Source organism: Flagellimonas marinaquae (assembly GCF_023716465.1).
Classification (GTDB): Bacteria; Bacteroidota; Bacteroidia; order Flavobacteriales; family Flavobacteriaceae; genus Flagellimonas; species Flagellimonas alginolytica.
This window is the reverse complement of record NZ_CP092415.1, coordinates 1,974,202-1,993,544: the sequence shown is the minus strand read 5'-3', so window position 1 is coordinate 1,993,544 and position 19,343 is coordinate 1,974,202. Positions and strand designations below refer to the sequence as shown.

At 49.2% G+C, this 19,343-nt stretch carries 13 protein-coding genes; all 13 read left to right on the top strand.

The features are described from left to right. Nucleotides 1–507 precede the first annotated feature (507 nt). Entirely contained in the window at nucleotides 508–951 is a 444-nt protein-coding gene (locus tag MJO53_RS08965; protein WP_252078827.1) for a GNAT family N-acetyltransferase, read from the top strand. A gap of 8 nt (nucleotides 952–959) precedes the next feature. After that, nucleotides 960–1,157: a 30S ribosomal protein S21 gene (rpsU, locus tag MJO53_RS08960; protein ID WP_224835634.1), complete on the top strand. Its 198-nt coding sequence runs from the start codon at nucleotides 960–962 to the stop codon at nucleotides 1,155–1,157. Between the two features lie 30 nt (nucleotides 1,158–1,187). After that, the gene (locus MJO53_RS08955; RefSeq protein WP_224835635.1) at nucleotides 1,188–1,379 is read left to right on the top strand and encodes a hypothetical protein; all 192 of its coding nucleotides are present in this window, start codon (nucleotides 1,188–1,190) and stop codon (nucleotides 1,377–1,379) included. A 39-nt stretch (nucleotides 1,380–1,418) separates the two neighbouring features. After that, on the top strand, nucleotides 1,419–2,225 hold the full coding sequence (gene proC, locus MJO53_RS08950) for a pyrroline-5-carboxylate reductase (protein ID WP_252078826.1): 807 nt from the start codon (nucleotides 1,419–1,421) through the stop codon (nucleotides 2,223–2,225). 3 nt (nucleotides 2,226–2,228) lie between these two features. Then, on the top strand, nucleotides 2,229–2,999 hold the full coding sequence (gene proB, locus MJO53_RS08945) for a glutamate 5-kinase (RefSeq protein WP_224835637.1): 771 nt from the start codon (nucleotides 2,229–2,231) through the stop codon (nucleotides 2,997–2,999). Between the two features lie 5 nt (nucleotides 3,000–3,004). Next, nucleotides 3,005–4,204 carry a glutamate-5-semialdehyde dehydrogenase gene (locus MJO53_RS08940; RefSeq protein WP_252078825.1) on the top strand — a complete coding sequence of 400 codons (1,200 nt, stop codon included), beginning with the start codon at nucleotides 3,005–3,007 and terminating at the stop codon, nucleotides 4,202–4,204. A 184-nt stretch (nucleotides 4,205–4,388) separates the two neighbouring features. Continuing rightward, nucleotides 4,389–4,715, top strand: a complete 327-nt coding sequence (locus MJO53_RS08935; protein WP_224835639.1) for a YegP family protein — start codon at nucleotides 4,389–4,391, stop codon at nucleotides 4,713–4,715. A gap of 505 nt (nucleotides 4,716–5,220) precedes the next feature. Then, nucleotides 5,221–7,380, top strand: a complete 2,160-nt coding sequence (locus MJO53_RS08930; RefSeq protein ID WP_252078824.1) for a DUF5723 family protein — start codon at nucleotides 5,221–5,223, stop codon at nucleotides 7,378–7,380. A 388-nt stretch (nucleotides 7,381–7,768) separates the two neighbouring features. Continuing rightward, the gene (locus MJO53_RS08925; RefSeq protein WP_252078823.1) at nucleotides 7,769–10,060 is read left to right on the top strand and encodes a hypothetical protein; all 2,292 of its coding nucleotides are present in this window, start codon (nucleotides 7,769–7,771) and stop codon (nucleotides 10,058–10,060) included. Next, entirely contained in the window at nucleotides 10,015–10,482 is a 468-nt protein-coding gene (locus tag MJO53_RS08920; protein ID WP_252078822.1) for a hypothetical protein, read from the top strand. The genes MJO53_RS08925 and MJO53_RS08920 overlap by 46 nt, the downstream gene beginning before the upstream one ends. A gap of 337 nt (nucleotides 10,483–10,819) precedes the next feature. Further along, nucleotides 10,820–12,613, top strand: a complete 1,794-nt coding sequence (locus tag MJO53_RS08915; RefSeq protein ID WP_252078821.1) for a hypothetical protein — start codon at nucleotides 10,820–10,822, stop codon at nucleotides 12,611–12,613. Next, the gene (locus MJO53_RS08910; protein ID WP_252078820.1) at nucleotides 12,568–17,085 is read left to right on the top strand and encodes a beta strand repeat-containing protein; all 4,518 of its coding nucleotides are present in this window, start codon (nucleotides 12,568–12,570) and stop codon (nucleotides 17,083–17,085) included. Before MJO53_RS08915 ends, MJO53_RS08910 begins: the two co-directional genes overlap by 46 nt. Next, nucleotides 16,998–19,343 carry a T9SS type B sorting domain-containing protein gene (locus MJO53_RS08905; RefSeq protein ID WP_252078819.1) on the top strand — a complete coding sequence of 782 codons (2,346 nt, stop codon included), beginning with the start codon at nucleotides 16,998–17,000 and terminating at the stop codon, nucleotides 19,341–19,343. The genes MJO53_RS08910 and MJO53_RS08905 overlap by 88 nt, the downstream gene beginning before the upstream one ends.

Below are 19,343 nucleotides of genomic sequence, written 5' to 3'. Positions count from 1 at the left end.
AAAAATCAATATACATTTAATTGATTGATTATCAGTAAAATAATGTATGTTAATGATATGTTAAAAATGCAAGGTAGCATCCCGTCCAGACCGCAAAAAGCTCCGATTTCTCGGAGCTTTTTTTGTTTTTATACTTTACCTTTCTTCACTAAGGCAACACTTCTTCTATCTTCAACTCCAACGTTTTCTTACCCCCAAACACTTCCCTATAAACGTTATAAAAATCATAAACCCCAGTATTATTGGGATTTAAGCTCTTGTTTGCTTACCTTTGTGCCGATGAAAGTTAAGCTCCACGAGAGAAAAAACTGCAGGATTCTAAGTTTTAACTATCTGGTATTCCGAAACCAGCCAGATAAGTTTATTCCCCCTACCCTATAATTACCCTCCCTGGTTCTGGGAGTTGCACCTCCAAAAAACGGACAGTTTGGTACCCTGCCAAGCAGTTCCGATCAATCCCTTTTTTGTCAATAAAAAACTTAATCCGATATCGTTCAAAATACTAGCATGGTAATCAAGACCTACGATGCATATACCAGGCTTTCCACCATGGAAGCCGACAGGTTTGCCAATTTTCTTTTCCATAATCAAGAAGGAAAAAAAGCGTCAAAAAATGCCATAAGAAAAGCAATACAATATTCTACCAAGGATATTCCCGGACTCGGAGGATATGTATTTGCCATGGAAGAAAAAGATAGGATACTGGCCTTGGCCGTAGTGAACAAAACAGGCATGGGCGATTACATACCCGAAAATTTTCTAGTTTTTTTTGTAGTGCACAGGGAACACAGAAATATAGGAGTTGAACAAAGACTATTGGACTACACCCTACAGTATTGTAAAGGAGACGTAGCCATACATATAACCAGTGACAACCAATATCCAAACAAAAAATTTTTTGAAGAAAAAGGGTTCAGCGAAACCCATTTAGAAATGAGATTGAACAGATAAATCCATATATGTTAAAAATTGAAGTTAAGCCAGGTGAAAGTATCGAAAGGGCTCTAAAACGTTACAAAAGAAAATATCGAAACACAAAGCGTTTGGACCAGATACGAAGCCATCAAGAATACACTAAAAAATCAGTAGAGCGTCGCAAAACCCTAAAAAAGGCGCAATACAAGGAACAATTCCTGAACGAGCAGGAAGACCAATAACAATAAAATCATAGTATCAAGAACAACAAGATGAAACTTTCAAAAATCAAAAGGGAAACCAAGTATGAAAAACGATATAGCGTTAAAATGGGCGAACTCACCACCCAGGTAACCTATATTAAAAAATACATTATGGGGCTTCCTGTGCGCACTTTGCACAAGTACCGAGAAACTTACGACGGAAAAATTAAAGACTGCAAAGAGTGCAATGTATTGGCATAACAATTTTACAATCTATTATATAACCCTTTAAAACAAAAAATGAAAGTATTGGTTATTGGTGCAGGTAACATGGGACTTACCTACGCTACAGGTATGTCCAAATCCAAACTGTTGAAAAAACGCAACATTATGGTACTGGACAAATCAAAAGAAAAATTGGAAGAAGTGGACAAAATCGGCTACTTCGACGCGATTGATAAGATAGAAGATTGCGTACCACAGGCAGATGTTATCTTTTTGGCCGTAAAACCCTATCATGCCGAAGAACTATTCGGCCGTATGAAAAAATTGGTCAACCCCGAGCAATTGTTCATTTCCATTATGGCGGGCGTTACCATTAACTACATCCAAGAATCCTTGGGCATAAAAAAAGTAGTAAGGGCCATGCCCAACTTACCTGCCCAGGTAGGAAAAGGTCTAACCAGCTACGTATCCGCCGAAGAAGTATCCCGATTGGAGCTTTTTATGGTAGAAGGCTTACTGGACACCACAGGGAAATCGCTTCGGGTAAAAAACGAAAAATTCATCGATGCCTCCACCGGAATATCGGGAAGTGGGCCTGCTTATGTATTCTACTTTATGCAAAGCATGATGGAGGCCGCACTCCAAATGGGATTCTCCGAAAATGTATCCAAAGTGCTGGTAAGCCAAACTTTTACCGGTGCCGTGGAGTTGTTCAACCAAAACAACCTTAACCCGGACACTTGGATGGAAATGGTAGCCTCCAAAGGAGGAACTACCAGGGCCGCTCTGGATTCCATGGAAGACAACAATGTAAACGAATTAATCAAAGAAGCCGCCTTTGCAGCATTTGGAAGAGCTGTGGAACTAGGCGAAGAATACTAAATCATGTATAAACAATTAGTGGTCATCAAAGTAGGAACAAATGTGATGACCAACAAGGACAATAGAATAGTAAGGCCCGTGCTCAATAGTTTGGTGCAACAAATTGCTGAACTTTACGAACGGGACATCATGACCATTTTGGTCTCCTCTGGATCGGTGATTGCCGGAAAAGAGGTTTTGGGAAAAGCCAAGATAAAAGACAAAACCCAACGCAGACAAGTATATTCTGCCATTGGACAGCCCAGAATGATGAGACATTATTACAACATATTCAGCGATTATGGAATGAAATGTGCCCAGGTACTCCCGACCAAACGGGATTTTAACCCAGGCGTACACCGCGATAATATGATCAACTGCCTCGAAGGATTGCTATCCGAAGGAGTAATTCCGATCGCGAACGAGGATGATGCCGTCTCCGTATCCATGTCCATGTTCTCGGACAATGATGAGCTTGCAACCCTACTCGCACAATTAATGAAGGCCGATAAGCTTATTTTGATGACAGATATCGATGGCCTTTACGATGGTCATCCCGAAAAAGCGGAATCCAAAGTAATAGATAAGGTTGAGCCAAAAGAGGACTTGGGCAAGTACATCGAAGAAGGAAACAAGCAGGAGGGCGAAGGCCGCGGTGGAATGGGTTCAAAATTAAATTATGCCCAAAAGGCTGCCGCAGACAATATCCCATCCTACATAGTAAACGGAAAACGGGAAAACGTAATCCTGGATATTGTAGAAGGAAAGAACGTAGGAACAGAAGTTTCAAAATAACAACAATGAAATTATTAGATACAACACTAAAAAATAAAGTACTAAAAGACATGGAGCGAATCCTTGATGAAAATCGGGAAGAACTGCTCCAAGCAAATCAAAAAGATCTGGATGCGTTCAACCGCGACGATCAAGCTTTGTACGATCGTTTGGTTGTGGACCAAAAGAAAGTGGACCAGATGATCCAAGCCGTAAACGAAGTACGCTTGCAAGAGGACCCGGTCAACCAAGAAATCTCTACAAGAGAATTGGACAACGGACTTAAAATCATTAACAGAACGGCACCTTTTGGCACTATCATGATCATTTATGAGTCGCGTCCCGATGTTACTATCGAAGCTGCCGTACTGGCTTTTAAGGCCAACAACAAAATATTGCTAAAAGGCGGAAAAGAAGCCTACCATAGCAATAAGGCCTTAGTAAAATTTTGGCACCGGGCACTGACCCAGAACGGACTATCCGAGGATTACATCCAATTTTTGGAAATGGACAGGTCACAAACACAGGAGTTTCTCCGAAATCCGGACCAAGACTTGGATCTAATTGTTCCCCGTGGAGGCGAACGTTTGATCGCCTTTGTTAAAGAGCACGCCAAATGCGCAGTTCTGATAAGTGGTAGAGGGAACAATTTCCTTTATGTGCACAAAGATGCCGATTGGGACAAAAGCCTTAAGGTAATTCTAAACGCCAAGACCCATAAAATATCGGCATGCAATGCTCTAGATAAAATTTTGGTGGATACCCGGATAGATGGGTACAAGGAAAAACTTGAAGAGTTGAAAAAAGTTCTGGAGACCAACAACGTATCCATAATTGTGGACAAAACGGTAAAGCAAATACTGACAGAGGCCGACACTATTACCGATGAATCGATTTGGCAAGAAGAATTCTTGGCCATGAAATGCATTATCGGCGCAGTCGATACCATTGATGATGCCATACACATGATAAACAAAAACTCGGGAGGGCACTCAGCCTCCATCATGACAGAGAACAATAGCGCTGCACAAATATTTATGGAGAACGTGGATTGTGCCGCCGTGTACCAAAATGCTTCTACCCGATTTACCGATGGCGGACAAATGGGTGTTGGTGCAGAACTTGCGATCAGCACCGATAAATTGCACCATCGCGGACCTTTGGGCCTAAAGCAATTGGTGACCAATAAATACTATGTATTTGGGAATGGACAAATAAGGGTGTAACACTTACATCGAGAATACTAAAAAAGGAGGCTAAGATAGCCTCCTTTTTTTATGGAATCCACCAAAATATATTCCCAAAATATCCCTAAAAGCAACAATGGCTTATTTTATTATCAATTTTCACCTCTTTTATTGGTCATTTTTTAAGAAAATATCTAGATTTATTACTTAAAACATATCAAGTATGGGAAAATTTGAGATCAAAACGGATAAAGCCGGTAAATTCAGGTTTAATTTAAAAGCTGGGAACGGCCAAGTAATTTTAAGTAGTCAAGGGTATTCATCCAAAGATGCTTGCGAAAATGGAATCGAGTCTGTAAAAAAACATTCACAGGACGATAAATATTTCGAGAGAAACAAAGCAAAGGATGGCAGCCCATTTTTTAACCTAAAAGCATCCAACGGACAAGTTATCGGCAATAGCGAAATGTATTCCAGCGACTCGGCCATGGAAAACGGAATTGCCTCTGTTAAAAAAAATGCCCCAGATGCATCTGTAGAGGAAGTTTAGTCTCCCGATACCGCTTTACAATATGAAGAACAGTCCAAATTAGGGCTGTTTTTTTTATGTGGGTATTTTTAATATCAAATCAAAAGGGGCATTCATTGGTTCAAATAAGGCATTCATAAATCGGCCCCCTTTTATCCCATTTTTTGCCCTTATGTTTGTTCTGCAATAAAGCGTTAATCACAATTGAATAGCAAGATCAATTTTTAACGTATGCACATATAGCAATTCACTTTTGACGACTGTTGGTCATAAAAGTGTTTAGTTTAGTTGAGGTTTCCGTTACGCCAAGGAATTGAAAGATTCCTTGGTTGTAATGGTTTTTTTATGTATTCCCATTATAGATCTAAGTAAGAATATTCCTTACAAACAAACATGCTATAAACTCAATCAAAGCATTCGTCAATTCAAAAGGCCCATTCGTTTATTAGCCTATATCCCGCTTCATTATTTGTAGTCTATTTGTGCTTTTCAAAGAAAAAACTATACCCATACAAATTTGAAAATCATGAAGACAAAAGAAATCATTTCATTAAAACTAATCGCCTCCCTATTATTCCTAATAACAGGCCAGGCAATAAGTGCCCAATCCTATCTTGGATTCTTAGAAGACAATTACAACGGTGTGCACGGAGTTATTTCCAATCCAGCGAACATTGCCGATTCCAGATTAAAACTGGACATTAACCTTATCGGAATAAGTGGTTTTCTTGGAAACAACTACCTAAGTACCAGTTTGGGAGACATGTTCAAAGATCCCGGTAAAGCATTCGATGAAGCGGAAACAACCCCTAAAAGCGAAAACTTTATTGCGGCAAATTTAGATATACTAGGCCCTTCTGTAATGATCAGTCTCTCAGAAAAACATTCTGTATCGCTATATACCCGCGGTCGTATTTTTACAAATATTGATGATATTGATGGTTCTACCATTGACAAAGAAGGGGGATTTAACGAAAATGAAGACTTCTCGATAGATGAAGGCGACCTATCTGGCGAGCTTAACCTTTGGACAGAGATAGGGGCCTCGTATGCAAGGGTGTTGATGGACCATAACGAACATTTCCTAAAAGGTGGTGTTACCTTAAAGTACCTTTCTGGTATACACCATACTTACCTTAACGGTTCAGAAATTACTATTGATTATAATTCAACCGACCAAACCGTTGCAACAAATGGGATATTGACTTATGGTTATGATGTTGGTGGAGAAGAAGGATTTGAAAACACATTTAGCAATTTTGGACAATCCACTGGCTTGGGAGCAGATCTAGGTTTTGTATATGAATGGAGACCAAATCATGAAAAGCAAAAGCTGGTCGACCTCGATGGCAAAAAAGTTTCGAACAGGGGCATAAACAAATACAAGCTCAAATTTGGACTGTCCATAACCGACATCGGAAGTATTAACAACAAAGGTGGGGAACAGCAGACCTACGACCTTAACAATAATCAAAGCATAGACAATTTTGATGGCGATGATCTGGAAGATGCTCTTAAAAATAATTTTAGCACTGTTAATGGCCCCCAGGAATCATCCAAAACCGGATTGCCCACAGCATTTCATGGAAACGTAGACTGGAATATTCATTCGAAGTTCTATCTAAACTTAAATTCAGATTTTTCATTAAGAAAAAAGAACAGTTTAAACACTCATCATATTCAAAATCAAGTATCGCTATCCCCACGATTGGAGACAGCTTGGTTAAGCATATACTCCCCCATCAGCTTAATGCAAGATATAGGCTTTCGTTGGGGAGCTGGACTTAGAGCGGGTCCTTTTTACGTAGGTTCAGGTTCAATTTTAACATCACTGTTCGATCAGGGCAAATCCTTGGATATTTATGCCGGACTCAAAGTCCCGGTCTATCACAGCAAGCTTAGGGATAAGGACGGGGATGGACTTAAAAACAGTATTGACAATTGCCCGGAAACACCCGGTCCGATTGAAAATCAAGGATGTCCATGGCCGGACACCGACCAAGATGGACTTCTGGATAAGGACGATAACTGCCCGAATGAAGCTGGGCCTACCGAAAACACTGGTTGTCCATGGCCAGACACGGACGGGGACGGGGTTTTGGACAAAGATGACAAATGCCCGAAAACAGCTGGAAACCTTGAACACGATGGCTGTCCTGATTCCGATGGTGATGGGATAATTGATACAGAAGACCGTTGCCCTCAAAATCCAGGAAAAAAAGAACATAATGGATGCCCAGATATAGATGGGGACACCTTGGTCGATATCGACGACCAATGTCCGGAGCTAGCTGGTCCCGTGTACAATAATGGATGTCCAGAAGTAACACAAGAAGTTCAGAAGCAATTGAACAATTACGCAAAAACCATTCTTTTCGATACGGGAAAAGCAACAATAAAATCGGAATCCGTAGCCGTAATGGTAGACATTATCCAAATCTTGAATGAATATCCAAATGCCAAATTCACGGTAGAAGGACATACAGATAGTGTTGGGAGTAGCTCTAGTAACCAGAGACTATCCGAGGCCAGAGCAAATTCGGTCCTAGACTTTTTGATCAATGAAGGTATCTCGGCAGATAGATTGCGTGCCGTTGGCTTTGGTGAAGAAAAACCAATTACCACCAATGCAACCAAACTGGGTAGAAAGCAAAATAGAAGAGTTGAAATCAATCTGATCAAATAATCATCTTAAAATTATTGTTCTAATTAGAACTAGGTTAAGTGTATCTCTTTTAGTTCTTGAACACATTAAGATGGTTCAGCCGCCAAGGCATGCTTGGCGGCTCTTTTATTATATCAAAAACCATATCAATACAAAACAATAGTTATAAGTAAATACCTACAAGTATAACTTTCTGATAATCAAAGTTTTTCTGTTCGTTGATCCAATTGGGTCATTCATCAATTGTAAAGGGGCATAGGTTAATTGGTGGGTACTATGTATCTAAATACTAGCTTATTTTATACTTACCAAATCTGTTTCCTATCAATTTCAAAGATGGGAATCAATCAAAAAATTTAACCTTATGTCTAGACTTTTACTCCACATTTCAGTATACAAAACCAGTCACTTGAAAAAAGACATATCTGCCCACATGGGCAAATTGGCAAAAAAAAAGATTTTACGCTTAGTTATTCTATTTACACTTTTGGGCGGGAACTGGGTAAAAGCACAACATGTAGATACTTGGTACACTGCCGATAGAGCTATAAATCAGGCACCACTGCCTAGTAATGGAAGTTTAGAACTTTTTACTCCCATACCCACTATAGATGGTGTTTCTGTATTTGAATGGCACGATTTTGTTGATTTTAACCCTTTGACACAAATTGCCATACAACATCCCAACCCATTAAATTACAATCAACCGTATCCAAATGGTTTCTCCATAGGATTTGGAACACCGTCTTTTCTAACACCTGCTGGCTCAATTCCAGATTTGCCAACACTCCAAATGAACAGTGTTAATTTTAATCCAGAGATTCTATTTGATGGAAGTGGAAGTGGACAGGCCTTACATGCACGTTCTGTATGCCGGGAAGAAATGACCATATTCATTATGTTCCGGGCACCGGGAGCTGGAACCACGGCAGAAACTCAGAGGTTGTTATATGGCGGAGATATTGAGACCCACCACAGTTCAACAACCAATTTATCCCTTGGAGTATCCAACGGAAATCGCTTTTCCATAGGACGAACAAGAACCCTAGGTAGTGACTTCGAAAGCGGAAACATCGATTTGTTGGGCCAACCTGCCATAGGAGTATTCACAAGACAAATCAACGGACTTGCAGCCCAAACCGAAAGATTGACGACCAAAGTCAATGGAATACCTGACATTGATTTCATAAGAAACGATGTCATGGCACAATTTGATACTTATCCTTTCATAAGGTTAGGAAAACATTTCAATAGTAATGACCCCAATAGAAACTTAACAGGGGGAATTTCGGAAATATTGGTTGCAGATGGTTTATTGGATGCAAACTCAATACAAAGAGTGGAAAGTTATTTGGCAATCAAATACGGCATTACTCTTAATGGTTCAGCAAGTCTTGGTAGTATATCAGGAAATAGCTCTTATCAATATTTAGCCGCTGATGGAACAATCATCTGGGCAATAGACCCAACATATAGATTCGATATAGCCGGCATTGGAAAAGATAGATATGAAGATTTCGATGCAGGGCTTCCAGGAACAACCGGAGATTTAAAACTACGTTACAACCTACACCAACGTATCTCTAAAAGTGAAAATTCAGAAGCTATTCTGACCATGTCCACAAGCCCAAATTTTATAACAGATAATCTAGACCAAACAAGGACCCCGATAAACACCGGAGGAAGTTTTTCAACAGATCACAACTACTTAATTTGGGGAAGTGACAGACAGTCCATAGCCGAAATTAATGTTGAGCTTCCACCTTTATTACCACAAATCACATCAAGAATAGAAAGAGAGTGGAGAGTTCAAATGAACAACTCAACTGGTCTTACCCCAATAAATGGTGTTAGTGTCCGCATCAATTTGTCAGGATCAACCATTATAGATAATGGCGATTGCGCACTTCATCTCATGATAGATACAGATAATGATGGCGACTTTACAACAGGTCCTATTACGCTAATACAAGCAACTAGTGTAGATGCATTTGGCAATGTTTATTTTGATGGAGTAGATTTTGTCCATCAAAATGTATTTACAGTTGGTTTTGGGGATATTGAAAATCCAACAGCTTCCAATCCAGATTCCTTAACAGTATGTGATACAGCACCCGCTCCAGACCCATTAGTTGTTGATGACGAAGATGATAACTGTGCAGTGGACTCTGTAACACATATTAGCGATGTCTCAGATGGATTAAGCAATCCTGAAACCATTACCCGTACCTATAGAGTAACCGACACTTCTGGGAACTTTACTGATGTTCAACAAACTATCAATGTTTATACCTCTCCAAATGCAGGAAGCGACGACAACCTCGCCATTTGTGAAGGGGACTCCGTCACCGCAGCACAGCTCTTCGCAGCACTGGGGGGAACCCCAGATGCAGGGGGAACATGGTCCCCCGCCCCCGCAGGTGCAGGGACATATACCTATACCGTGGCCGCAACGGCACCCTGCGCAACAGATGCAACTGCGACCATAACCGTCACAGAACAACAACAGCCCGATGCAGGAAGCGACGACAACCTCGCCATTTGTGAAGGGGACTCAGTCACCGCAGCACAGCTCTTCGCAGCACTGGGGGGAACCCCAGATGCAGGGGAACATGGTCCCCCGCCCCCGCAGGTGCAGGGACATATACCTATACCGTGGCCGCAACGGCACCCTGCGCAACAGATGCAACTGCGACCATAACCGTCACAGAACAACAACAGCCCGATGCAGGAAGCGACGACAACCTCGCCATTTGTGAAGGGGACTCCGTCACCGCAGCACAGCTCTTCGCAGCACTGGGGGGAACCCCAGATGCAGGGGAACATGGTCCCCGCCCCGCAGGTGCAGGGACATATACCTATACCGTGGCCGCAACGGCACCCTGCGCAACAGATGCAACTGCGACCATAACCGTCACAGAACAACAACAGCCCGATGCAGGAAGCGACGACAACCTCGCCATTTGTGAAGGGGACTCCGTCACCGCAGCACAGCTCTTCGCAGCACTGGGGGGAACCCCAGATGCAGGGGGAACATGGTCCCCGCCCCCGCAGGTGCAGGGACATATACCTATACCGTGGCCGCAACGGCACCCTGCGCAACAGATGCAACTGCGACCATAACCGTCACAGAACAACAACAGCCCGATGCAGGAAGCGACGACAACCTCGCCATTTGTGAAGGGGACTCCGTCACCGCAGCACAGCTCTTCGCAGCACTGGGGGGAACCCCAGATGCAGGGGGAACATGGTCCCCCGCCCCCGCAGGTGCAGGGACATATACCTATACCGTGGCCGCAACGGCACCCTGCGCAACAGATGCAACTGCGACCATAACCGTCACAGAACAACAACAGCCCGATGCAGGAAGCGACGACAACCTCGCCATTTGTGAAGGGGACTCAGTCACCGCAGCACAGCTCTTCGCAGCACTGGGGGGAACCCCAGATGCAGGGGGAACATGGTCCCCCGCCCCCGCAGGTGCAGGGACATATACCTATACCGTGGCCGCAACGGCACCCTGCGCAACAGATGCAACTGCGACCATAAACCGTCACAGAACAACAAACAGCCCGATGCAGGAAGCGACGACAACCTCGCCATTTGTGAAGGGGACTCAGTCACCGCAGCACAGCTCTTCGCAGCACTGGGGGGAACCCCAGATGCAGGGGGAACATGGTCCCCCGCCCCCGCAGGTGCAGGGACATATACCTATACCGTGGCCGCAACGGCACCCTGCGCAACAGATGCAACTGCGACCATAACCGTCACAGAACAACAACAGCCCGATGCAGGAAGCGACGACAACCTCGCCATTTGTGAAGGGGACTCAGTCACCGCAGCACAGCTCTTCGCAGCACTGGGGGGAACCCCAGATGCAGGGGGAACATGGTCCCCCGCCCCCGCAGGTGCAGGGACATATACCTATACCGTGGCCGCAACGGCACCCTGCGCAACAGATGCAACTGCGACCATAACCGTCACAGAACAACAACAGCCCGATGCAGGAAGCGACGACAACCTCGCCATTTGTGAAGGGGACTCAGTCACCGCAGCACAGCTCTTCGCAGCACTGGGGGGAACCCCAGATGCAGGGGGAACATGGTCCCCCGCCCCCGCAGGTGCAGGGACATATACCTATACCGTGGCCGCAACGGCACCCTGCGCAACAGATGCAACTGCGACCATAACCGTCACAGAACAACAACAGCCCGATGCAGGAAGCGACGACAACCTCGCCATTTGTGAAGGGGACTCAGTCACCGCAGCACAGCTCTTCGCAGCACTGGGGGGAACCCCAGATGCAGGGGGAACATGGTCCCCCGCCCCCGCAGGTGCAGGGACATATACCTATACCGTGGCCGCAACGGCACCCTGCGCAACAGATGCAACTGCGACCATAACCGTCACAGAACAACAACAGCCCGATGCAGGAAGCGACGACAACCTCGCCATTTGTGAAGGGGACTCAGTCACCGCAGCACAGCTCTTCGCAGCACTGGGGGGAACCCCAGATGCAGGGGGAACATGGTCCCCCGCCCCCGCAGGTGCAGGGACATATACCTATACCGTGGCCGCAACGGCACCCTGCGCAACAGATGCAACTGCGACCATAACCGTCACAGAACAACAACAGCCCGATGCAGGAAGCGACGACAACCTCGCCATTTGTGAAGGGGACTCAGTCACCGCAGCACAGCTCTTCGCAGCACTGGGGGGAACCCCAGATGCAGGGGGAACATGGTCCCCCGCCCCCGCAGGTGCAGGGACATATACCTATACCGTGGCCGCAACGGCACCCTGCGCAACAGATGCAACTGCGACCATAACCGTCACAGAACAACAACAGCCCGATGCAGGAAGCGACGACAACCTCGCCATTTGTGAAGGGGACTCCGTCACCGCAGCACAGCTCTTCGCAGCACTGGGGGGAACCCCAGATGCAGGGGGAACATGGTCCCCCGCCCCCGCAGGTGCAGGGACATATACCTATACCGTGGCCGCAACGGCACCCTGCGCAACAGATGCAACTGCGACCATAACCGTCACAGAACAACAACAGCCCGATGCAGGAAGCGACGACAACCTCGCCATTTGTGAAGGGGACTCAGTCACCGCAGCACAGCTCTTCGCAGCACTGGGGGGAACCCCAGATGCAGGGGAACATGGTCCCCCGCCCCCGCAGGTGCAGGGACATATACCTATACCGTGGCCGCAACGGCACCCTGCGCAACAGATGCAACTGCGACCATAACCGTCACAGAACAACAACAGCCCGATGCAGGAAGCGACGACAACCTCGCCATTTGTGAAGGGGACTCAGTCACCGCAGCACAGCTCTTCGCAGCACTGGGGGGAACCCCAGATGCAGGGGGAACATGGTCCCCCGCCCCCGCAGGTGCAGGGACATATACCTATACCGTGGCCGCAACGGCACCCTGCGCAACAGATGCAACTGCGACCATAACCGTCACAGAACAACAACAGCCCGATGCAGGAAGCGACGACAACCTCGCCATTTGTGAAGGGGACTCCGTCACCGCAGCACAGCTCTTCGCAGCACTGGGGGGAACCCCAGATGCAGGGGGAACATGGTCCCCCGCCCCCGCAGGTGCAGGGACATATACCTATACCGTGGCCGCAACGGCACCCTGCGCAACAGATGCAACTGCGACCATAACCGTCACAGAACAACAACAGCCCGATGCAGGAAGCGACGACAACCTCGCCATTTGTGAAGGGGACTCAGTCACCGCAGCACAGCTCTTCGCAGCACTGGGGGGAACCCCAGATGCAGGGGGAACATGGTCCCCCGCCCCCGCAGGTGCAGGGACATATACCTATACCGTGGCCGCAACGGCACCCTGCGCAACAGATGCAACTGCGACCATAACCGTCACAGAACAACAACAGCCCGATGCAGGAAGCGACGACAACCTCGCCATTTGTGAAGGGGACTCCGTCACCGCAGCACAGCTCTTCGCAGCACTGGGGGGAACCCCAGATGCAGGGGGAACATGGTCCCCCGCCCCCGCAGGTGCAGGGACATATACCTATACCGTGGCCGCAACGGCACCCTGCGCAACAGATGCAACTGCGACCATAACCGTCACAGAACAACAACAGCCCGATGCAGGAAGCGACGACAACCTCGCCATTTGTGAAGGGGACTCAGTCACCGCAGCACAGCTCTTCGCAGCACTGGGGGGAACCCCAGATGCAGGGGGAACATGGTCCCCCGCCCCCGCAGGTGCAGGGACATATACCTATACCGTGGCCGCAACGGCACCCTGCGCAACAGATGCAACTGCGACCATAACCGTCACAGAACAACAACAGCCCGATGCAGGAAGCGACGACAACCTCGCCATTTGTGAAGGGGACTCCGTCACCGCAGCACAGCTCTTCGCAGCACTGGGGGGAACCCCAGATGCAGGGGGAACATGGTCCCCCGCCCCCGCAGGTGCAGGGACATATACCTATACCGTGGCCGCAACGGCACCCTGCGCAACAGATGCAACTGCGACCATAACCGTCACAGAACAACAACAGCCCGATGCAGGAAGCGACGACAACCTCGCCATTTGTGAAGGGGACTCAGTCACCGCAGCACAGCTCTTCGCAGCACTGGGGGGAACCCCAGATGCAGGGGGAACATGGTCCCCCGCCCCCGCAGGTGCAGGGACATATACCTATACCGTGGCCGCAACGGCACCCTGCGCAACAGATGCAACTGCGACCATAACCGTCACAGAACAACAACAGCCCGATGCAGGAAGCGACGACAACCTCGCCATTTGTGAAGGGGACTCCGTCACCGCAGCACAGCTCTTCGCAGCACTGGGGGGAACCCCAGATGCAGGGGGAACATGGTCCCCCGCCCCCGCAGGTGCAGGGACATATACCTATACCGTGGCCGCAACGGCACCCTGCGCAACAGATGCAACTGCGACCATAACCGTCACAGAACAACAACAGCCCGATGCAGGAAGCGACGACAACCTCGCCATTTGTGAAGGGGACTCAGTCACCGCAGCACAGCTCTTCGCAGCACTGGGGGGAACCCCAGATGCAGGGGGAACATGGTCCCCCGCCCCCGCAGGTGCAGGGACATATACCTATACCGTGGCCGCAACGGCACCCTGCGCAACAGATGCAACTGCGACCATAACCGTCACAGAACAACAACAGCCCGATGCAGGAAGCGACGACAACCTCGCCATTTGTGAAGGGGACTCCGTCACCGCAGCACAGCTCTTCGCAGCACTGGGGGGAACCCCAGATGCAGGGGGAACATGGTCCCCCGCCCCCGCAGGTGCAGGGACATATACCTATACCGTGGCCGCAACGGCACCCTGCGCAACAGATGCAACTGCGACCATAACCGTCACAGAACAACAACAGCCCGATGCAGGAAGCGACGACAACCTCGCCATTTGTGAAGGGGACTCAGTCACCGCAGCACAGCTCTTCGCAGCACTGGGGGGAACCCCAGATGCAGGGGGAACATGGTCCCCCGCCCCCGCAGGTGCAGGGACATATACCTATACCGTGGCCGCAACGGCACCCTGCGCAACAGATGCAACTGCGACCATAACCGTCACAGAACAACAACAGCCCGATGCAGGAAGCGACGACAACCTCGCCATTTGTGAAGGGGACTCAGTCACCGCAGCACAGCTCTTCGCAGCACTGGGGGGAACCCCAGATGCAGGGGGAACATGGTCCCCCGCCCCCGCAGGTGCAGGGACATATACCTATACCGTGGCCGCAACGGCACCCTGCGCAACAGATGCAACTGCGACCATAACCGTCACAGAACAACAACAGCCCGATGCAGGAAGCGACGACAACCTCGCCATTTGTGAAGGGGACTCAGTCACCGCAGCACAGCTCTTCGCAGCACTGGGGGGAACCCCAGATGCAGGGGGAACATGGTCCCCCGCCCCCGCAGGTGCAGGGACATATACCTATACCGTGGCCGCAACGGCACCCTGCGCAACAGATGCAACTGCGACCATAACCGTCACAGAACAACAACAGCCCGATGCAGGAAGCGACGACAACCTCGCCATTTGTGAAGGGGACTCCGTCACCGCAGCACAGCTCTTCGCAGCACTGGGGGGAACCCCAGATGCAGGGGGAACATGGTCCCCCGCCCCCGCAGGTGCAGGGACATATACCTATACCGTGGCCGCAACGGCACCCTGCGCAACAGATGCAACTGCGACCATAACCGTCACAGAACAACAACAGCCCGATGCAGGAAGCGACGACAACCTCGCCATTTGTGAAGGGGACTCAGTCACCGCAGCACAGCTCTTCGCAGCACTGGGGGGAACCCCAGATGCAGGGGGAACATGGTCCCCCGCCCCCGCAGGTGCAGGGACATATACCTATACCGTGGCCGCAACGGCACCCTGCGCAACAGATGCAACTGCGACCATAACCGTCACAGAACAACAACAGCCCGATGCAGGAAGCGACGACAACCTCGCCATTTGTGAAGGGGACTCAGTCACCGCAGCACAGCTCTTCGCAGCACTGGGGGGAACCCCAGATGCAGGGGGAACATGGTCCCCCGCCCCCGCAGGTGCAGGGACATATACCTATACCGTGGCCGCAACGGCACCCTGCGCAACAGATGCAACTGCGACCATAACCGTCACAGAACAACAACAGCCCGATGCAGGAAGCGACGACAACCTCGCCATTTGTGAAGGGGACTCCGTCACCGCAGCACAGCTCTTCGCAGCACTGGGGGGAACCCCAGATGCAGGGGGAACATGGTCCCCCGCCCCCGCAGGTGCAGGGACATATACCTATACCGTGGCCGCAACGGCACCCTGCGCAACAGATGCAACTGCGACCATAACCGTCACAGAACAACAACAGCCCGATGCAGGAAGCGACGACAACCTCGCCATTTGTGAAGGGGACTCAGTCACCGCAGCACAGCTCTTCGCAGCACTGGGGGGAACCCCAGATGCAGGGGGAACATGGTCCCCCGCCCCCGCAGGTGCAGGGACATATACCTATACCGTGGCCGCAACGGCACCCTGCGCAACAGATGCAACTGCGACCATAACCGTCACAGAACAACAACAGCCCGATGCAGGAAGCGACGACAACCTCGCCATTTGTGAAGGGGACTCCGTCACCGCAGCACAGCTCTTCGCAGCACTGGGGGGAACCCCAGATGCAGGGGGAACATGGTCCCCCGCCCCCGCAGGTGCAGGGACATATACCTATACCGTGGCCGCAACGGCACCCTGCGCAACAGATGCAACTGCGACCATAACCGTCACAGAACAACAACAGCCCGATGCAGGAAGCGACGACAACCTCGCCATTTGTGAAGGGGACTCAGTCACCGCAGCACAGCTCTTCGCAGCACTGGGGGGAACCCCAGATGCAGGGGGAACATGGTCCCCCGCCCCCGCAGGTGCAGGGACATATACCTATACCGTGGCCGCAACGGCACCCTGCGCAACAGATGCAACTGCGACCATAACCGTCACAGAACAACAACAGCCCGATGCAGGAAGCGACGACAACCTCGCCATTTGTGAAGGGGACTCCGTCACCGCAGCACAGCTCTTCGCAGCACTGGGGGGAACCCCAGATGCAGGGGGAACATGGTCCCCCGCCCCGCAGGTGCAGGGACATATACCTATACCGTGGCCGCAACGGCACCCTGCGCAACAGATGCAACTGCGACCATAACCGTCACAGAACAACAACAGCCCGATGCAGGAAGCGACGACAACCTCGCCATTTGTGAAGGGGACTCAGTCACCGCAGCACAGCTCTTCGCAGCACTGGGGGGAACCCCAGATGCAGGGGGAACATGGTCCCCCGCCCCCGCAGGTGCAGGGACATATACCTATACCGTGGCCGCAACGGCACCCTGCGCAACAGATGCAACTGCGACCATAACCGTCACAGAACAACAACAGCCCGATGCAGGAAGCGACGACAACCTCGCCATTTGTGAAGGGGACTCAGTCACCGCAGCACAGCTCTTCGCAGCACTGGGGGGAACCCCAGATGCAGGGGGAACATGGTCCCCCGCCCCCGCAGGTGCAGGGACATATACCTATACCGTGGCCGCAACGGCACCCTGCGCAACAGATGCAACTGCGACCATAACCGTCACAGAACAACAACAGCCCGATGCAGGAAGCGACGACAACCTCGCCATTTGTGAAGGGGACTCAGTCACCGCAGCACAGCTCTTCGCAGCACTGGGGGGAACCCCAGATGCAGGGGGAACATGGTCCCCCGCCCCCGCAGGTGCAGGGACATATACCTATACCGTGGCCGCAACGGCACCCTGCGCAACAGATGCAACTGCGACCATAACCGTCACAGAACAACAACAGCCCGATGCAGGAAGCGACGACAACCTCGCCATTTGTGAAGGGGACTCAGTCACCGCAGCACAGCTCTTCGCAGCACTGGGGGGAACCCCAGATGCAGGGGGAACATGGTCCCCCGCCCCCGCAGGTGCAGGGACATATACCTATACCGTGGCCGCAACGGCACCCTGCGCAACAGATGCAACTGCGACCATAACCGTCACAGAACAACAACAGCCCGATGCAGGAAGCGACGACAACCTCGCCATTTGTGAAGGGGACTCCGTCACCGCAGCACAGCTCTTCGCAGCACTGGGGGGAACCCCAGATGCAGGGGGAACATGGTCCCCCGCCCCCGCAGGTGCAGGGACATATACCTATACCGTGGCCGCAACGGCACCCTGCGCAACAGATGCAACTGCGACCATAACCGTCACAGAACAACAACAGCCCGATGCAGATAATCTGAGCAACGTAGAGGCATGTGATTCTTATGTCCTGCCTGAATTAACCAATGGAAACTATTTTACTGGAAGTGGGGGAACAGGAACACCTTTGTCCGCTGGGGATGTTATTTCAACTTCCCAAACTATATATATATTCAGTCCAGGCAATGGGATATGCCCTTACGTAGAAAATTCATTTTCCGTGAACATTACTGGATTTAGTGTCTCTACCCATGTTCAGCATGAAACCTGCTGGGAAAATGACAATGGTTCGGTCTCAATAGAAATCGGAGATGCTGTTTTCCCAGTTACAGTTCAGCTTAACAGTATGGAACCTATGGTTTTCAATACAGATTCATTCTCCATAACCGATTTGTCTCCTGGAAATTATGAAATGAGTGTGATTGATGACACAGGTTGTGAAACCAATACAAATTTTACCATTCTACAAGGCGGACCCAACCTTAGTGGTTCGGTAAATGTGATGTATTTGTGCGATGCCAACCTTCCATCAAACACAATTGATGTAACTCTCTCTGATTCATCTATCAGCAGTAATGTGCTATATGCTCTGGACTCTACTGACCCAAATGATTTTATCCTAAGTCCTGATTTTGGAAATATAAATCCTGGAAAACATAGTTTATTCATACTCCACGACAATGGTTGTGTAGGTGAGATTACATTTGAGGTTGAAAACTTTGAACCATTAGAGTTATCGCTTACCAGCGAATATGTGAATCAAATCACTGCGAATGTTACTGGTGGCACTGCGCCTTACACCTATTATTTTGATGATAATGATGCAACTGACTCCAACACATATACCATTACCAGAAGTGGAGCCTTTACAGTAAGAGTGATTGACAGTAATGGTTGCGAGGTTGTACAAAGTATTTCCATGAACTTAATGGAAATCACTATTCCAGATTTCTTTACTCCAAACTTTGATGGACAAAACGATTATTGGGCTCCTAGAAACACTAAACTGTTCCCTGATATTGAAACATACATTTTTGATAGATATGGAAGAAAGATATGGACTCTAGGGCCTTCGGAGGCCTGGGATGGTGAATATGATTCAAAACCTATGCCATCTGGCGATTATTGGTATATAGTAAAATTAAATGATGGGTCTGGACGTGAGTTTGTAGGACACTTTACATTGTATAGATAA